We start from the raw sequence: 16,843 nt of genomic DNA, 5'->3' as shown, positions 1-16,843 counted from the left end.
GTTTCTAAGCGCATTTTTTATCTTCTAGAGTCGTCATACTCAACAAAATTCAAATAATTGGCTTTAGCGGGTTGGTCTTTATACTCACTAAAGGGCACAGATTGGTGATAGAAGAGCCTACCGTTATCGTAAAAGACAAAGCTAACTTCTTGAGCTCCTGTTGATGGATGAATTGTCGGAATGGCAAGTTGATATCGGTCACTTGGAGTGCCCCAAAATTGAGATACCGCGATGATATTCGGGTTCAATTCAACAAATTGGTTGACTGAATTATATTGATAAAAGTCATAGTCAATTGGTTTAAACATCTCAGGCGTAACTTCATAGAAAATCAAAGTTGCTCCCATCGCATAAATATCATAGATAGGGTAAGACACTTGCATGAATGGTTCTGTTCCATTCGGTCTGTAATAAGGATACGAAATAATATAATTATTACGATGATCCAGTTTAAGCTGCTCAGAAACCGTATAATCAGAGCGATCAATCATTGCTTGAAGATCAGAGGTCTTTGTTCCATCACTACCATTACCAAAGACAGCATTCTCAACAACATATCTAAAATCAGCATAAGCTTCTAAAGCCTCGGGAGAGGTAATCCAATTGAATGCTTCAAATGCTTGGTGAAGCTCAATGACATTTTGATAACTTGATGGTTGACTTGTTGATTCCGCTGACAACTTTTGAAATCGCGTCAAGTTTACATTAAAAGTGATATCATCCATTGAATTACTTTGTGTCTCATGAAAGCTAACTAAATCATAGGAATCTTGGACGTCGTTATAATAAAAATATAGACTGGTGCCTAATTTAATCATATTTGATTGTTCACCAATGTTGCTTTGATATTGGTACGATGCGTATCCCAGACCTTCAGTTCCTTGGTGATCGACACTTCCATCACGATTAAAAGTTAGTTGATGGGAAGTATCAGGTTTGAATGAATCTGAAACAGTGACTTTATTTGAAAGATAGAACACTAAACTTTCCTCTGACCTTTCCAGATAATTATCGTAAGGCATAGTTACGTTTTGTAAACTAATGCTTTGAACTGCAGCAGTAGATTGATAATTCCCAATAAAATCCTGATAAGTTAAGGATTCTGCGCTGGCATTCGAAGCACTATTTCCAGCAGGACTAGCAAAGTGGGCTAAGTATCCCCGGGCATATTCTGTTAAGGACATCTCTGTTGCATGGTCAATCCACCCTGGATAACTATCTTCCAAACTATAAATGATATCTCGAATTTGAGTATCACTTAAAGTCGTTCCACTGATAGCAGAGTTGAATAATGCCTCATCAAAATCATCCATATATTGTCCGCCATCTACCCAACCATTGCCAGATGATAGGGAAGAGCTTAAATAATCAATGAACTCTTGTCGTCCCATCAGGCCTTGTGCCGTGCTAGATTGAAAGCTAAATAATGAGAATGAAGACACAAGTAATAAGCTAACTTTTAAAAATTTATTCATAAAAGGCTCCTATTATTTGATTAGTAAATAGCCAGTTTGAACTCACAGAAACTAGCCAAAGAATCGCTTGATTTCAATTTCAGCAGCTTCAGGTGAGTCTGATCCATGAATCGTATTATAAGTTAAATCAGTCGCAAAGTCTCCGCGTATTGTTCCCGGCATAGCTTCAAAGATATTAGTTGGACCCATCAATGTCCGCATACCTTGAATAGTTTCTTCACCTTCAACAATCATTGCAAATACTGATCCGGATAACATATAAGCTTCCAGTTTAGGATAGAAATTCTGTTCTAATAAATGAACATAATGATTCGCAATTGTCTTTGAATCAAGATTCATCAGCTTTTCTTGAAGGATCTGGTAGCCTTTTCTTTCAATTCGACTAATAATTTCACCCATTAATTGGCGTTGAATAGCGTCAGGCTTCAGCATGATGTAGGTCTGTTCTACCGCCATGTTCTCACACTCCTAAAATATTGGTACTCTCATTATACTTGAATCTTTAAATAATTGTTTTATAACTCACCAGAATCATTATATTTGTCTCTCGTCTTGGATAGCTTTCATACCACCTTCGATAATGATATGTTGAAATCCTAGTGTCTCAAGGTATGAAGCAGCTGCTGTTCCTCGGTTTCCAGAACCGCATAAAGTATAGATGTGTTTAGTGTTATTAAGGGATTGAAGAGACGTAGGTAAATCTTCAAACGGAATGGATTTTAGATTATTTTTAGGTGCGATACGTGTAATTTCGGACGGATTTCTAACATCAAGAAGAGTATAATCGCCTTCAAGGTTTAAGAAAGCCTTAGCAGAGATTGAATCACTTTGTCTAAGTTGCGAATTAGGGATTTCCTCAAACAAAATATAACCAGACAACTCTGTAAAGCCTAATTCTTTTGCTAATAATTGAAGGTTGTCTTAGTGTTGTTAACTGTTATCATCAGTGACAAAGACCATGGGCTCATTAATCGGATAATTGTTGCATGCGTACTTTTTAAAGTTAGCTAAATTAAGATTCAGTGCCTAGCAATGTGGCCAGCTTGAAATGAATGTAGCGAACGTGTATCAATGATGTGTTGCCCATTAAGTGAGCTGTAAACTAATTTTTGCATATAATCATCCTCCGATTATTCTAATTATAGTAAGTATATGGTATAAAAATTAGCGAAGCAAAGGATTATTGATATTTAAAAACAATGCATGAATACTTAATATTTCGAGGGTTAAAAATTTACACAAATTTTACGTAAACTTTACATTAAAACTGCCAAATTTACATCAAATTTACATTACATTGCTATAATAATTCTTGTAATACAATACAAATAATTTATGGAATAGGGGAATTTTGAAAAAATGAAGAAATCTCTTTTAGTATCATTATGTGCTTCTGTATTATTATCAGTCGTATCACCTACATTTGTTTCTGCAAGACAAGAAGAAGGTCAATTTGCTGATCTACCAGTTGTTACTTTAGAAGAAGGTCGCGCTTTAACTGAAGATTTATCACTAGTAAACGAAAACCAAGCAAAATACGTATTCTTATTCATCGGTGACGGAATGGGGAACATCCCTGTATCTGCGGCAGAATATTACTTAGGCCCAGATAATGGTAATGAAGGAAATGGTGTAGCGCAAGCACAACCTTTAAACTTCTCACAATTTCCAGTAATTGGTTTACAAAACCCAACGGATGCTGACCACTATGTGCCAGACTCAGCAGCAACAGCAACTTCATTCGGTAACGGTGTAAAAATTGATTCAAACGTGATTGGTTTAACTCCTGGCTTCACTGAACAAACAGAATCAGTAGCTGAAAAAGCAAAAGCTGAAGGTAAATCAATTGGTATTCTTTCAACAGTTACATTAAACCACGCAACACCAGCAGCATTCTACTCAAACGTTGAGCACCGTAATAACTATTACGAAATCGGTGAACAAATGGCTTTATCTGACTTCGATTATTTCGCTGGGGGATCTCTAGGGGGTCGTACGGGTGAAGAAGGTCAACCTGACTTATACGAAGTAATGGAAGAAAATGGCTATACAGTTGCAGATACACAAGAAGAATTTGATGCAATTACTGCAGAATCAGGTAAAGTATATGCTCCAGCAGCTGTATTATCTGAAGCAGATGGTTCTTCAATGAAATACGCAATGGACCGTGACGAAGGTGAGCAATCATTAGCAGACATGGTTTCTAAAGGGATTGAAGTATTAGGTTCAAACGAAGAAGGATTCTTCATGATGACTGAATCTGGTAAGATTGACTGGGCAGAGCATGCGAATGATGCAGCTGCTACAGTTCACGAAATTATTGACTTCCAAAATGCTATCCAAGAAGCAATTAACTTCTACTATGAGCATCCAGAAGAAACTTTAATCGTTGTTACAGCTGACCACCCAACTGGTGGATTTACAGTAGGTAACTCAGAAACAGGATACAACAGTTACTTCCACTTAATCGATAACCAAGCTGTATCTCAAGAAGAGTTCGATGTTATCTTTGCTGAAGCATTAGAAGAAAATCCAGAAATGACTTTCGAAGATTTTGTTCCAATACTAGAAGAAAACTTTGGTTTCATCATTGATTTAGAAGCAACTGAAGAAGTATTAACACAAGCAGAAGCAAGTGAAGCAGAACCAGAAGAAACTGATTTAATGGCAGTTTCTGCATTAGATTTAGAAGAATTACGCTATGCATTTGAGCAATCTAAATTAGAGTATGATGACCGTAACGCTGGTCAAGCTGACGTTATCAAAGGCTACCACTCTTACTTACCAATCTCTATTGCATCAACTCGTTTAGTAGCTCGTAAAGCTGGTTTTGGATTTACAACGGTTGACCACTCTCCAGAGCGTGTTCCAGTTTATGCAATCGGATCAGGAGCTGCAATGTTCGAAGGAAACTTTGAAAATAACGACATTGCATACAAATTATTAGCAGCAATGGGTATGTACGAAGGTGGCGACACAGCAATTGCACCAATCGAAGTAACTGGTAAAGCATCTGCTGATGAAGCAACTGAAGAAGAGTCAACAGAAGAAACAACTGAAGAGTCTGCAGAAGAAACTTCAGAAGAAACTTCAGAAGAATCAGCTGAATAATCTCTGAGGAATTTAATTAAACAATTTCTTAACGCAGCGTTATTTATTTAACGTTGCGCTTTTGAATTTTAGGAGACATTTATGAAAAGAAATTTATTATTATTTATTGGACTGTTTTTCACTTTAATTGGCCCTAAGAGTAGTGTACTGGCTCAAGTTGAGGAACTAACTTTGTCTGATGTACCTTTTGTAGGGTATTATATAGCACCAGAAGATCATGCGATAGAGGGCTTATTATTCGAAGAAAATCAACTTTTAATTTATATTAAAGACCAACACGATTTAACTAACGAAGCAACTGGGCTAGAAAAGAGTCAATGGTTAGCTGACTTTCATTCTTTTCCATATCCAGATTTATCAAACTATTCTGAAAATGTTCGTGAGCGTTACTTAAGTGAAGATAATTTACCATATGATTTACAAGCGGATTATAAAGAAATTGTCTCTATGATTACACCTGAGATGACACAATTGGACATTTTAAATTTAATCAATAACCGTATTCCGGGCATTTACTATACGGAGAAAGATGGGTATGCTTATTATACAATCGCAAGTCCGACTGTGCTTGAAGAAGAGGATGCGTGGAACATTCAACTATTCGGTGAAGAATTATTCGTACTTGAAGAAGTTGATGGAAAGTTACAAGATCAAGATGGAATCACTTATAAGTATCTTGCCGGAATTACGCCAAATTAATTAATAATTGAAAGGATCAGAAGCCATTGAAAAAATGTTTGACACTACTTTTAACAACTACTTTGTTACTATCACTGAATTCAGTGATGATTTTGGCAGAAGAAGATCATGACCATGATGCGACTGAAACTTTAGCAGCAGATCATCATCATGAACATGGAACGAATTATGCCAATTTCATACCAGCTAATATACTAAATCCAGATGATAGCGTCTATGAAGCGCCAGATGATACCGAAGATTACGTTGGTCTTTATACTGCTCAAACTAGAGTAGAGGATTTGGATGCAGACTTAGAATTAATTCTATCGATTGGCGATGACGGCTTGTTCAACTTAGCTTATTATTTTGTCAATAGTCCGGAACAACAGGGTGTTAGATTTTATGCAAATGAAGAGGCTGAAGTTGAAAGTACTGAAGCAATCTATCAAGATTTGGTCATTCTTACTGGTGCTTTAAGAGAGGGCGAAGGTGGTTTGGGTACAGGCTTAATTGGTAAAACTATTTCACCCGTCGTTCTTTTAGATAAAGATGGGGAAGCTGATCGCTTATATCCATATATGAATTTAGCTTATGATTTGAGAGAGAATCATCAGAACTCACGTGTATACCAAAATGTTGGCCTATACTTAGCTGATGATGTGGTTGCTGTAGATGTGAATCATTTAATCGGACTAGATAGTGAAGAGCAGATTGTGACGCAGTTTTCATCGGTTGAAGAAGGGCATGAAGATGAATTCTTAGTAGAAAGCCACACATATGAATTACTGCAAGAGAGTTTTGATACAGATTTAATAGAGCATAATGATTTCAAGATGGATTACCAATCTGAGAATGAATTCATGCAGCTTGTCCTAGCCATGCATCTGAGAACTAACACAAGTTTTCCACAGGATACCGAAGTTGAATTGATTGACCCTGAAAGTGTTCAACTTAATGATGACTTGGATGCTCAATATGCGATGTTAATTAATGACTCTGTCCTATATGTTTTTGATGGAGAAAGCTTGTTTATGGCCGAAGATGTTGAAGAAATTGATGGTGAATATTCTGCTGAAAATTGGGTAACAAATTAATTAATCGCCTGGAGGTGAATTTTGATGACATTTGAAAAAAATTCTGAAAAAGAAGTGAAACGCAAAGTTTATAACGACCCGCATCACCCAGACCATCCACGTAACCGTGATAAAGATTGCTCAGATAAGCAAGAAGAAGAAAAGCTTGAAGAGTCTCGCGAACAAACCTATGGTGGCGACCCACATCATCCGGATCATCCGAGAAATCGTAAGTAAACAAAATGCAAGGGAAGAACCTGATAAGAAATGGGATTAGGTTCTTTTTTTGTTGGCTAAAGCCAAACCACAATCCCATTTGTCTCAAGTAACCTCAACTCAAGCCAAACCACAATCCCATTTGTCTCCAGTTGCTTCAACTCAAGCCAAACCGCAACCTCATTCGTCTCAAGTTGCCTCAACTCAAGCCAAACGACAATCCCATTCGTCTCAAGTTGCCTCAACTCAAGCCAAACCGCAACCTCATTTGTCTTAAGTTCCATCCCCACAACAAATAATCGCTAAAAAAAGCCTAACCAAACAAAATTTGGTTAGGCTTTTTCGCTTTTACTTATTACTGCGAAAAACAGCTTCTAAACGGTAAATACGATTACCTCTAGATGAGAATTTTTCTTCATATTCTGTCATGACGTTGCCTTCGAAATCTGACTTGTGTAAATCAAGCCAAACTTGCTTAAAGTACATACCATATTCAGACATACTTTCAAGCGAGTGTTCAAACAGACCTTGGTTATCAGTCTTGAAGTGAACTTCTCCGTTTTCAGGCAGGATGCCTTCATATTGTTTTAAAAATAATGGTGAAGTAAGACGTCTTTTAGCGTGACGTGTTTTTGGCCATGGATCACTAAAGTTTAAGTAAAGTAAGCTGATTTCTGCAGGTGCGAAATATTCACTTAAATCACTGCCGTCACCATGTAGGATTTGTACATTTGGTAGAGCTTCTTCAATTTGTTTCTCCAAGATTGATACAATCACACTTGTTTGGATTTCAACGGCAATATAATTTATTTCTGGATGGGCTTTTGCCATATTCATAATGAATTGTCCTTTTCCTGATCCAACTTCAATATGGATAGGTTGCTCTTTTTCAAAGCGGGACTGCCATTTACCTTTATACTTAGTCGGGTCAGTTGGTACGTATTGCGGATATTCATTTAATTTGTCTTGTGCCCAAGGTTTGTTACGTAAACGCATAATTTAATTGCTCCTTAATTGGTTGAATCTTCATAGATAGTTTTAAGTAAAATAATGTATTCATTGGTTTTGTGTTGACGGCCTTCAAGATAATATTGCTTAATTAAATAAAGACAATTCATCATACTATACCAGCGAACGCGTTTGTAGAAAGAATTGTTTATGGGATAGTTATACAATTCAAACCAATCCATCCACTCACTCGGGGCAAAATAATGTACAAGTATCATTGTGATGTCACTTAAAGGATCAGCAACCTTAACACTTTCCCAATCAACGAGATAGAGATGGTCATCATGGCTCTTCAAAAAGTTATTATGATTTAAATCTCCATGGCATACTGTCCGGCGCACATCATAAAAATCTTTGTCAATGGCATCTTCCATATGTCGAATCACTTCGTTTAATAAATGATTTTCTGCAAGTGTAGGTGCCAAGCCAACAAAGTATTGTTCTATAAAGTCCAGCGGATAAAAGTTATGCTCGCCCATTCGCTTGAGCATCAATAATAAACTATCCGATTCATGTATTTGTCGGATTAATTCAATGACTTCCGGAGATCCCATATCTTCTTTCTTTAATAGACGTCCATCTTTCCATTCTTGAGCGGTAATAGTATCGCCAGAGAAGGTTCTTTGCGTCCACATTAATTTGGGAGCAATGCCTTCAGCAGATAATGCTGCGATAAAAGGAGAAGTATTTCGTTTAAAGAATACTTTCTCGTCTGATTTTATGCCCATATAAGCATCACCAGATGCACCTGCAAGTGGGTGAAGCTCCCAATCGCCTTGTTGGTCATACATAGATTATTCTGCCTCCCCCAAAATTAACTTAAAAAAATCACAATATCAAATATTTTACCATGATAAGAATTAGGGTCAATCTTTTTTTAGTTATTTTGATTAATTAAATAATAATCGATAAGTTCACCCGTATAAATATCACTTGCGAATTGATATTGTAAACGACCTTCAGCATTTTCTACAGTGACGCCACCAATGTAAACAAGGGGCTTGTCTTCAAATAAATCATATTCAATTGAATCGTAATCGATCCAAGAACCAACAACGTTGCCATTTTGTCCGAGGCGGTTTTTTGCTGTCTCTAAGACAAGACCTGCTTTTTTAGGACGGTTTTCTTTAATTAGTAACGTAGCTGCTGATCCGATGAGGACACCGGTTGCTAAAAGTAGTCCACCTAAGAGACCGTTATTATCATAATTGTAGTTTTGATTTTTATTGTTTTTATTTTCACGCATGTACTTTCACTCCTAATTTTAGATTCTTAAACTAGTTTAACACGTTGTCTGTTTCATGGCTAAAGAAAACCTTGGAAACCATTATATAAAATGTGTATAATACAAGTTTTGATGAGAGAATTCTCAGTGTAATAATAGTTACTAATAAATTGCATTTTGACGCGATTTGTGCAACAATTAAAGGGATTGTTTACAGATAAATTATATTAGAAGGAGGCAGTTTAACTGCATGACTATTAATGATAATCAATTTAAACGAATTAAAGAATTAACTGAATTACAAGGAATTTCCGGTAATGAGGGCGAAGTAAGAGCTTACCTCAAAGAGAAATTAACACCACTTGTTGATGAAGTTGAGATAAGTGGCTTAGGAAATATCTTTGGAATAAAAAAATCATCAACAGAAGATGCACCTAAATTAATGGTAGCAGCTCATATGGATGAAGTAGGTTTCATGGTAAGCCAAATAAACGAAAACGGAACATTCAAAGTGACACCAATCGGTGGCTGGAATGTTTACGCTGTATCCGCACAACGTTTTACTTTACAAACCAAGCAAGGTAACTATCCTTGTGTCTCAAGTGCAGTAGCGCCTCACTTATTACGTGGAAGCAAAGCTCAATCACTCAAACCATCAGATATTTTATTTGATGCTGGTTTTACTTCCAAAGAAGAAGCAATGTCTTACGGCGTTCGTCCAGGCGATAGTTTAGTCCCAGATGTAGAGACGATTCGGACAGCGAATAATGAATCAATCATTAGTAAAGCTTGGGATAACCGTTACGGAAGTGCTGTAATCTTAGATACATTAGAAAAAATCCAAGGTCAATCGCTTAAGTCAGAATTAATTATGGGCGCATCTGTTCAAGAGGAAGTGGGCTTACGTGGTATTCGTGGAGCAGTTCACCGTTATCAACCCGATCTATTCTTAGCGGTTGATTGCTCACCAGCTGCTGATGCTGAAGGCAAGAAAGATGTTCAAGGTCGCTTAGGCGAAGGCTTCTTACTACGCGTTCAAGATCCAGGAATGATTACTCACAAAGGTTTACGTGAATATTTATTAGATACGGCAGAGACAAACAATATTCCGTATCAATATTTCTTCTCAAAAGGTGGAACTGACGCAGGTGCTGCTCACACGATGAATGAAGGTGTCATCAGTGGAGTTATTGGTGTGCCAGCGAGATATATTCATGGACATCAATCACTCTTTAGAATTTCTGACTATGAAGCTGCACAAGCAATGTTAGAAGCTGTCGTCACAACATTTGATCGTACGACTTACGAAACGTTAGTTCAAAATACTTAATATCGGCTGAAAGAAAGGATATAATAATTATGTGGATTGCATTTTACAATGAGCAAGGTGTTGGAGATGTCTTAATGTTAACTCGTGGGAAAGCCAACGAGAATCATTTATCAACAGAATCAAATAATGGTGTGACAATTGTGAGAGATAGCACTCAAGATAACCAAGTAATGTCAATTAATTTATTTAATATTTCTGAAATATTTAAACCAAATGGTCATGGGAATGTTGATTTAACTGAAGAACAAGTGTCTCAAGTTAATGACAAGATTAAAGAAGCAGGTTTTGACATTGAAGTAGAAGTTGACTCAAAACCTAAATTCGTAGTAGGATACGTTGAATCATGTAAAAAACACGAGGATAGCGACCACTTATCAGTCACACAAACTAATATAGGTGGAGAAGTTTTACAAATTGTTTGTGGTGCAGACAATATCGCTGAAGATATGAACGTACTTGTCGCTCGCCCAGGCGCTATGATGCCAAACGGTATGATTATTTGGCCAGGTGAATTACGTGGTGTTGAAAGTTTTGGTATGATTTGTTCAACCCGTGAATTAGGTTTATCTGATATCGAAGATTTACCAGGTATTTGGGAGTTGAAAGATTCTTTTGAGCCAGGAATGAGCCTAGAAGAAGTTGTCGCATCATACAAGTAATAAAAGTTGATTAAACTAGTAGTCAAGGATGTGTAATAATGAAAAAATACGAAGGACCCGCATTTAACAACCGAAGTGGTCAGTCAGATAAAAGACGCTTCGCTCATCCAACTCAAGGAATGGATTCTGGTAAATCTAAGTTTGAACCAGCCTATCTGAATCAACAAAAGAAAAAGCAACAACCCAAAGATAATCAGCTGGTTGAAGCGAAAGAAACAAAAGAGGACTCACTTCGTGAACCAAAACAGACAACTCAACAAAGTGGACTGGAACATTATGAGATTCCTTTTTTGAAGAAGCAAAATAAACAGACGACATCGTTAAATACACAACAGAGCTTAGAAGAAATTCAATCAAGCGATGATGAAACATCAACGGTAGTCAGTGACTGGGATGCAACTAAACCGTCTCTGAGGTCCAATTATGAACCTTCATTTAAGAAACAAGTGGCAAATACTCATGAAGTTCAAGATGAAGAAGAACAAATTCAAGACAATTCATTTGAAGAGCGACCTTTCAAAGCGACTGAATTACCAAAACCATATAAGAAACCAAAATTAAGCAACCGAAAAGTAGACGAGAATACAAGATTACTAGCTAAAAGATTGCAAAAATCTAAAAACAACTTCTTATTGTTTGAGGACTAGGAGGCAATAAAATATATGAATATGATTAATAAAGAACATAAATATCATTTTGTTGGAATAAAAGGGTCTGGAATGAGTGCATTAGCACTGATTCTTCACGGCGAAGGCTTTGAAGTTCAAGGAAGTGATGTAGGGAAATATTTCTTTACACAACAAGAATTAGAAAACCAAAATATTACGATTCTAGAATTTGATGCTGACAATATTACTGAGGATTTAACAATTATTGCAGGGAATGCATTTAATGATGATCATCCAGAATTAGTTAAAGCCAGAGAATTAGGACTAGAAATTTATCGTTACCATGACTTTATTGGTGGCTTGATTCAAAACTATACAAGTATTGCAGTGACAGGTTCACATGGTAAGACGTCAACAACCGGCTTGCTATCACACACTTTGAAAAACCTAGCACCGACAAGTTATTTAATTGGTGACGGAACTGGATTTGGGGATGAGACAGCGACATACTTTGCACTAGAAGCATGTGAATACCGCCGACATTTTTTAGCTTACAAACCGGATTATACTATTGTTACTAACGTTGATTTTGATCATCCAGATTACTACCGCTCAATTGAGGATGTATTTGAAGCGATTCAAACGTTCTCTAATCAAGCGAATAAAGCAATTATTGCTTGTGGGGATGACGAATATTTATCGCAATTAAAGGCAGAAGTGCCTATTTATTACTATGGACTGACTGAAGATTCACAAGTACATGCAAAAAATATCGACCGTACTGTTGAAGGTTCGGAATTCGACGTTGTGATTGACGGAGAAGTCTTTGGAAGATTTGCGATTCCAATATTTGGTGAGCACAATATCTTAAATGCCTTAGCAGTTATCACTGTGCTTTACTTAGAAGGTTTCAAAGCAGAAGAGATTAAAGAGCATATCGCTACTTTTGGTGGGGTTAAACGCCGTTTCTCTGCGCGTCAAATTCAAGATTTAACTATCATTGATGACTACGCACATCATCCATCTGAGATAACTGCAACCATTGATGCAGCGAAACAACGCTACCCAAATCGTGAAATTGTCGCAATCTTCCAACCGCATACGTTCTCTAGAACAGTGGCGATGTTAAATGAGTTTGCAGAGTCCTTGTCATTAGCGGACAAAGTATATCTTGTAGAGATATTTAACTCAGCGCGTGAAGCGAATGGGGAAGTAACCATTGAAGACCTTGCGAAACTAATCCATCAAAATGTTGAAATCATCTCAACTGATCATTTATCACCTTTAATGGATTATAAAGATGCAGTATTTCTGTTCATGGGCGCAGGAGACATTGATGAACTTTCTCGTCAATTTGAGAAAGCATATGCTAACTTAAGCCCGAACCGATTATAGAATAGATACAACAAGCGGCCAACGAGTTAGAATTCGTTGGCTGTTTGTGCTTAATAATTAAAGATGGAGGAATATTCAATGAGTCAACGTAAAATTATGTTAATTGACGGAAGTAGTCTTGCCTTTCGAGCTTTTTATTCGATCTTAGATTTAGACCGTTTCAAGAACAAATCGGGTTTGCACACGAATGCCCTTTACAGCTTTCATCGAATGTTAGACAGTGTCATGGAAAAATTTCAACCGACACATATTTTAGTCGCATTTGATAAAAGTGAAGTGACTTTCAGAACGGACATGTTTAAAGAATACAAAGGCGGGCGACAAAAAACGCCAAGTGAATTCAAAGAACAAATGCCTTATCTTAAAGTCTTACTCGATGCATATGGAATGAAACACTATGATATCTTGCATTATGAAGCGGATGATGTGATTGGAACACTCGCTCATCAAGCAGATTCGGATGATGAAGTCATTGTTATTTCAGGTGATAAAGACTTAATCCAACTCGCAACAGACAACGTCACGGTGTATATTACTCGTAAAGGTGTGAGCCAATTAGAAGCTTATACGCCAGAGACAGTGATGGAAACATACGGAGTGACGCCAAAGCAGTTTATTGAGCTAAAAGGTTTAATGGGAGATCCATCGGATAATTACCCAGGTGTCACACGCATTGGTGAGAAGACGGCCATTAAATTGATCAAAGAATATCATTCTGTCGAAGAATTGTATGAGCGTCTAGATGAATTAAAACCATCTAAGATGAAAGAAAATTTAACCAATGAAAAAGAAGAAGCGTTCATGAGTAGAGAGTTAGCTGAAATCCTACTGGATGCTCCAATTGAAATTGAGATTGATGACATCACTTATGAAGGAAAAAATATGGAAGAGCTAGTGGAATTTTACCGCCAAATGGAATTCAATAGTTTTCTAAATGAACTTCAAGCGACTTCAGATATTGTTATCACAGCGATAGAGTCAGATGAACCACAACTTGAATATGACGTAAAGTTCGTGGGCGAAATCACTGAAAGCATCTTACCAAAACAGACAGCTTTATACCTTGAAACAGTTGGTGATAATTATCATTTTGATGATGTCTTATATGTTTCCTGGTACGATCAAGTTGAAAATACGGTCTATGTTGCTGAAGCATCTGTGGCTTTAAATGATACTAACTTTAAAGCGTGGCTAGAAGATGAGTCTGTTGATAAAATCTTATTCGATTCTAAACGTGATGAAGTCTTAACAAGTCATTACGACATTCAATTAAAAGGTATTATCTTCGATACATTAATTGCAGCTTACCTCGTTGAAGCGAATCATATGGATGAGATTGCGAACGTCGTCAGAGCTTTAGAAGTGCCAGTGAACGTTGAGTTAGACGAGATAATATATGGAAAAGGCGCGAAACGAAAATTAGCAGAAGACACAGAGGTAACGGTAAATCATGTTGCAAGTAAAGCTATGGCATTGGATGCGTTAGTAGAGCCATTACGTACTCGTCTAGTTGATTTAGAGATGGATGATCTATACGAAGACATCGAAGTGCCAGTGGCACGTGTTCTAGCTCGAATGGAAATCGCTGGAATTAAAGTAGACGGCGCAACATTAGAAGAGAAGAACGAAGAATTAATCGAACGATTAAAACAAATGGAAGCACGTATTCACGAATACGCGGGTGAAGAATTTAACGTGAATTCACCAAAACAGTTAGGTGAAATTCTATTCGATAAGATGGGCTTGCCAGTCATTAAAAAGACTAAAACAGGTTACAGTACAGCTGCCAACGTTCTTGAAAAACTGTTAGATAAGCATCCCATTATTCAAGAAATTCTTGATTACCGTTCTATCAGTAAACTTCAAGGAACTTACTTAGCTGGCCTACCAGGATATATTAAAGAAGATGGGAAGATCCATACGAAATTCGTCCAAACTTTAACGCAAACGGGTCGTTTAAGTAGTGCGGATCCAAACTTACAAAATATTCCGGTACGTTTAGAAGAAGGCCGTAAAATTCGTCAAGCCTTCGTTCCTTCAGAAGAAGGTTGGCAATTATTTGGCGCCGACTATTCGCAAATTGAACTTCGTGTGCTTGCACACATCAGTCAAGAAGAGCATATGACGAATGACTTTATTGCGGGTGAAGATATTCACTCGGCTACTGCAAGACGTGTATTCAATTTAGAATCGACGTCAGATGTTGATAGTAACTTACGTCGCCAAGCTAAAGCTGTAAACTTCGGAATTGTATATGGAATTAGTGATTACGGATTGTCACAAAACTTAAATATTCCAAGACCTGAAGCAAAAGAATTCATTGAACGTTACTTTGAAATGTACCCAGGTGTTCAGAAATTTATGGATGACATTGTTGAAAAAGCTCGAGAAGATGGCTACGTCAGCACATTATTCCATCGCCGCCGATACTTACCTGACATTAAGGCAAGTAACTTCAATATTCGTTCATTTGCAGAACGTACAGCGATGAACTCGCCAATTCAAGGGACAGCAGCGGATATCTTGAAAATCGCGATGATTCGTCTACAAAAAGCTATTGACGATGAAGGACTTCAAGCAAGAATCTTACTACAAGTGCATGATGAGTTGATCTTAGAAGCACCAGCAGAGGAGATGGAACGCTTAAGTGAGCTCGTACCTGAAATCATGGAACACGCCGCTAACTTAGACGTACCTTTAGAAGTTGACTATAACCAAGGGATTAATTGGTACGAACTATAATATTGAATACTTGACTCTCACTCTTAATAGGGTGGGGGTCTTTTGGTGTTTATATGAGTGGTTAACTGGAAGAATAGTAACAAATTGTTCCAGCTACAGCGGTTAACAGGAGGAATAATAAATAATTGTTCCAGTTGTGGTGTTTAACTGGAAGAATAAAAAATAATTGTTCCAGTTGTGGTGTTTAACTGGAAGAATAAAAAATAATTGCTCCAGTTGAGGTGTTTAACTGGGAGAATACTAACAAATTGTTCCAGCTACGCCATTTAACTAGTACAAGCAAAATTTATTCCTCCTAAAGTTCAATCAATTGCTTGAGAACCGAGATTATTCTATACTTAAATTACTGTTAATTGAAATTAATCACAGTCTCTACGGTGAAAGTGGCGAAAATTTCACCGCTAATCACCCAATATCATAAAAGGAGTCGAAGTATGAAAAAAGCAAAAAATATAATTACCTTACTCGTCTTAGTCAGTTTAGTCCTTGTCGGTTGTACATCAGGTGCTTCAAGTGATACCATTAAGATTGGTTCAAAAGATTTCACTGAAAGTTTAATCGTGAGTGAAATTTACGCCTTAGCCTTAGAAGAGAATGGTTACTCAGTTGAGCGCGTACCAAGTATCGCAAGTTCAGTAATACCTAAAGCGATTGAAAATGCAGAAATTGATTTGTATCCAGAATATACTGGGACAGCCTTATTAAGTATCTTCAACTTACCGATGGACACAGATCCTGATAGTGTTGCTGAAACAATTCGTAATGCTTACGAAGAAGGTGGCGAGTTAACGACACTTGAATATGCGCCAGCGAACGATTCACAAGGTATCGCAATTACAACTGCTGCTTCTGAAGAATACGGTATTGATACAATCAGTGATTTACAAGCAAATGCTGAAAGCATTCGCTTTGCGTCTCAAGGTGAATTTGAAGAACGAGAAGACGGCTTAGAAGGACTTGAGGAAGTCTACGGTGAATTCAATTTTGAATCAATCACTGTCTATGATAATAGCTTAAAATATCAAGTCTTAAGTAGTGATGAAGCTGATGCGACACCTGCATACACAACTGAAGGGCAATTATCGAATACTGATATGTATAAAGTATTAGAAGATGACCAAAACTTCTGGCCACCCTATAATTTAGTGCCGATTGTTCGCCAAGATATACTCGAAGCGAACCCTGATATTGAAACAATTATTAATAACATTAACGCAACACTGGATACACAAACTGTTGTAGATTTGAATGCTAGTGTTGATATTGATGGGCGAGACTATATGGAAGTTGCGGAAGAATACTATAATTCGATTCAATAAA

The 16,843-nt window shown here is 37.2% G+C and carries 17 protein-coding genes; 10 read left to right on the top strand and 7 right to left on the bottom strand.

The window, feature by feature from the left end; all coding sequences use genetic code 11:
* Positions 1–17: 17 nt before the first annotated feature.
* The 3 genes from HW423_RS01605 to HW423_RS01595 all read right to left on the bottom strand — a co-directional run bounded on the left by HW423_RS01605 (position 18) and on the right by HW423_RS01595 (position 2,354).
* Positions 18–1,475: a hypothetical protein gene (locus tag HW423_RS01605; RefSeq protein WP_218930213.1), complete on the bottom strand. Its 1,458-nt coding sequence runs from the start codon at positions 1,473–1,475 to the stop codon at positions 18–20.
* A gap of 51 nt (positions 1,476–1,526) precedes the next feature.
* Positions 1,527–1,931 carry a nucleoside-diphosphate kinase gene (gene ndk, locus HW423_RS01600; protein WP_218930212.1) on the bottom strand — a complete coding sequence of 135 codons (405 nt, stop codon included), beginning with the start codon at positions 1,929–1,931 and terminating at the stop codon, positions 1,527–1,529.
* Between the two features lie 78 nt (positions 1,932–2,009).
* Positions 2,010–2,354, bottom strand: a complete 345-nt coding sequence (locus tag HW423_RS01595; protein WP_218930211.1) for a rhodanese-like domain-containing protein — start codon at positions 2,352–2,354, stop codon at positions 2,010–2,012.
* A 480-nt stretch (positions 2,355–2,834) separates the two neighbouring features.
* Between HW423_RS01595 and HW423_RS01590 the strand changes: the two genes are divergently transcribed.
* From HW423_RS01590 to HW423_RS01575, 4 genes are all read left to right on the top strand, one after another.
* Complete coding sequence (locus tag HW423_RS01590) at positions 2,835–4,586, top strand: alkaline phosphatase (RefSeq protein WP_218930210.1); 1,752 nt, start codon at positions 2,835–2,837, stop codon at positions 4,584–4,586.
* An 81-nt stretch (positions 4,587–4,667) separates the two neighbouring features.
* The gene (locus HW423_RS01585; protein ID WP_218930209.1) at positions 4,668–5,285 is read left to right on the top strand and encodes a hypothetical protein; all 618 of its coding nucleotides are present in this window, start codon (positions 4,668–4,670) and stop codon (positions 5,283–5,285) included.
* Between the two features lie 26 nt (positions 5,286–5,311).
* Complete coding sequence (locus HW423_RS01580; protein WP_218930208.1) at positions 5,312–6,361, top strand: hypothetical protein; 1,050 nt, start codon at positions 5,312–5,314, stop codon at positions 6,359–6,361.
* A 24-nt stretch (positions 6,362–6,385) separates the two neighbouring features.
* A complete protein-coding gene (locus HW423_RS01575; RefSeq protein ID WP_218930207.1) occupies positions 6,386–6,577 on the top strand; it encodes a hypothetical protein in 192 nt (63 codons plus the stop codon).
* A 56-nt stretch (positions 6,578–6,633) separates the two neighbouring features.
* Here HW423_RS01575 and HW423_RS01570 read toward each other — a convergent pair whose 3' ends face one another.
* The 4 genes from HW423_RS01570 to HW423_RS01555 form a co-directional block, all read right to left on the bottom strand.
* A complete protein-coding gene (locus HW423_RS01570; protein ID WP_218930206.1) occupies positions 6,634–6,840 on the bottom strand; it encodes a hypothetical protein in 207 nt (68 codons plus the stop codon).
* 64 nt (positions 6,841–6,904) lie between these two features.
* Positions 6,905–7,552 (bottom strand): tRNA (guanosine(46)-N7)-methyltransferase TrmB, encoded by a 648-nt coding sequence (gene trmB, locus HW423_RS01565; RefSeq protein WP_218930205.1) that lies wholly within the window; start codon positions 7,550–7,552, stop codon positions 6,905–6,907.
* A 14-nt stretch (positions 7,553–7,566) separates the two neighbouring features.
* Entirely contained in the window at positions 7,567–8,355 is a 789-nt protein-coding gene (locus tag HW423_RS01560) for a phosphotransferase family protein (protein WP_218930204.1), read from the bottom strand.
* Positions 8,356–8,441: 86 nt separating this feature from the next.
* Positions 8,442–8,810: a hypothetical protein gene (locus HW423_RS01555; protein WP_218930203.1), complete on the bottom strand. Its 369-nt coding sequence runs from the start codon at positions 8,808–8,810 to the stop codon at positions 8,442–8,444.
* A gap of 235 nt (positions 8,811–9,045) precedes the next feature.
* On the opposite strand from HW423_RS01555, the gene pepA reads away from it, so the two are divergent.
* The 6 genes from pepA to HW423_RS01525 all read left to right on the top strand — a co-directional run bounded on the left by pepA (position 9,046) and on the right by HW423_RS01525 (position 16,842).
* Positions 9,046–10,119, top strand: a complete 1,074-nt coding sequence (pepA, locus tag HW423_RS01550) for a glutamyl aminopeptidase (RefSeq protein WP_218930292.1) — start codon at positions 9,046–9,048, stop codon at positions 10,117–10,119.
* A gap of 29 nt (positions 10,120–10,148) precedes the next feature.
* Positions 10,149–10,778, top strand: a complete 630-nt coding sequence (ytpR, locus tag HW423_RS01545) for a YtpR family tRNA-binding protein (protein ID WP_218930202.1) — start codon at positions 10,149–10,151, stop codon at positions 10,776–10,778.
* A 38-nt stretch (positions 10,779–10,816) separates the two neighbouring features.
* On the top strand, positions 10,817–11,425 hold the full coding sequence (locus HW423_RS01540) for a hypothetical protein (protein ID WP_218930201.1): 609 nt from the start codon (positions 10,817–10,819) through the stop codon (positions 11,423–11,425).
* A 21-nt stretch (positions 11,426–11,446) separates the two neighbouring features.
* Positions 11,447–12,781: a UDP-N-acetylmuramate--L-alanine ligase gene (gene murC, locus HW423_RS01535; RefSeq protein WP_218930291.1), complete on the top strand. Its 1,335-nt coding sequence runs from the start codon at positions 11,447–11,449 to the stop codon at positions 12,779–12,781.
* 78 nt (positions 12,782–12,859) lie between these two features.
* Positions 12,860–15,523, top strand: coding sequence for a DNA polymerase I (gene polA / locus HW423_RS01530; RefSeq protein ID WP_218930200.1), 2,664 nt, complete (start codon positions 12,860–12,862; stop codon positions 15,521–15,523).
* A gap of 434 nt (positions 15,524–15,957) precedes the next feature.
* On the top strand, positions 15,958–16,842 hold the full coding sequence (locus HW423_RS01525; RefSeq protein WP_218930199.1) for a glycine betaine ABC transporter substrate-binding protein: 885 nt from the start codon (positions 15,958–15,960) through the stop codon (positions 16,840–16,842).
* The last annotated feature ends 1 nt before the right edge of the window (position 16,843 follow it).

The sequence above is a fragment of the Ruoffia halotolerans genome (assembly GCF_014049385.1).
GTDB lineage: Bacteria > Bacillota > Bacilli > Lactobacillales > Aerococcaceae > Ruoffia > Ruoffia halotolerans.
This window is presented reverse-complemented; position numbering and strand designations above follow the sequence as displayed.

Excerpts from the sequence above, each read along its gene's own strand:
- HW423_RS01590 (WP_218930210.1), top strand. The coding sequence starts at position 2,835 with ATGAAGAAATCTCTTTTAGTATCATTATGTGCTTCTGTATTATTATCA.
- HW423_RS01570 (WP_218930206.1), bottom strand. The coding sequence starts at position 6,840 with ATGGAACTTAAGACAAATGAGGTTGCGGTTTGGCTTGAGTTGAGGCAA.
- HW423_RS01605 (WP_218930213.1), bottom strand. The coding sequence starts at position 1,475 with ATGAATAAATTTTTAAAAGTTAGCTTATTACTTGTGTCTTCATTCTCA.
- HW423_RS01560 (WP_218930204.1), bottom strand. The coding sequence starts at position 8,355 with ATGTATGACCAACAAGGCGATTGGGAGCTTCACCCACTTGCAGGTGCA.
- ytpR (WP_218930202.1), top strand. The coding sequence starts at position 10,149 with ATGTGGATTGCATTTTACAATGAGCAAGGTGTTGGAGATGTCTTAATG.
- HW423_RS01525 (WP_218930199.1), top strand. The coding sequence starts at position 15,958 with ATGAAAAAAGCAAAAAATATAATTACCTTACTCGTCTTAGTCAGTTTA.
- murC (WP_218930291.1), top strand. The coding sequence starts at position 11,447 with ATGATTAATAAAGAACATAAATATCATTTTGTTGGAATAAAAGGGTCT.
- trmB (WP_218930205.1), bottom strand. The coding sequence starts at position 7,552 with ATGCGTTTACGTAACAAACCTTGGGCACAAGACAAATTAAATGAATAT.
- HW423_RS01540 (WP_218930201.1), top strand. The coding sequence starts at position 10,817 with ATGAAAAAATACGAAGGACCCGCATTTAACAACCGAAGTGGTCAGTCA.
- HW423_RS01585 (WP_218930209.1), top strand. The coding sequence starts at position 4,668 with ATGAAAAGAAATTTATTATTATTTATTGGACTGTTTTTCACTTTAATT.
- HW423_RS01555 (WP_218930203.1), bottom strand. The coding sequence starts at position 8,810 with ATGCGTGAAAATAAAAACAATAAAAATCAAAACTACAATTATGATAAT.
- HW423_RS01575 (WP_218930207.1), top strand. The coding sequence starts at position 6,386 with ATGACATTTGAAAAAAATTCTGAAAAAGAAGTGAAACGCAAAGTTTAT.
- ndk (WP_218930212.1), bottom strand. The coding sequence starts at position 1,931 with ATGGCGGTAGAACAGACCTACATCATGCTGAAGCCTGACGCTATTCAA.
- polA (WP_218930200.1), top strand. The coding sequence starts at position 12,860 with ATGAGTCAACGTAAAATTATGTTAATTGACGGAAGTAGTCTTGCCTTT.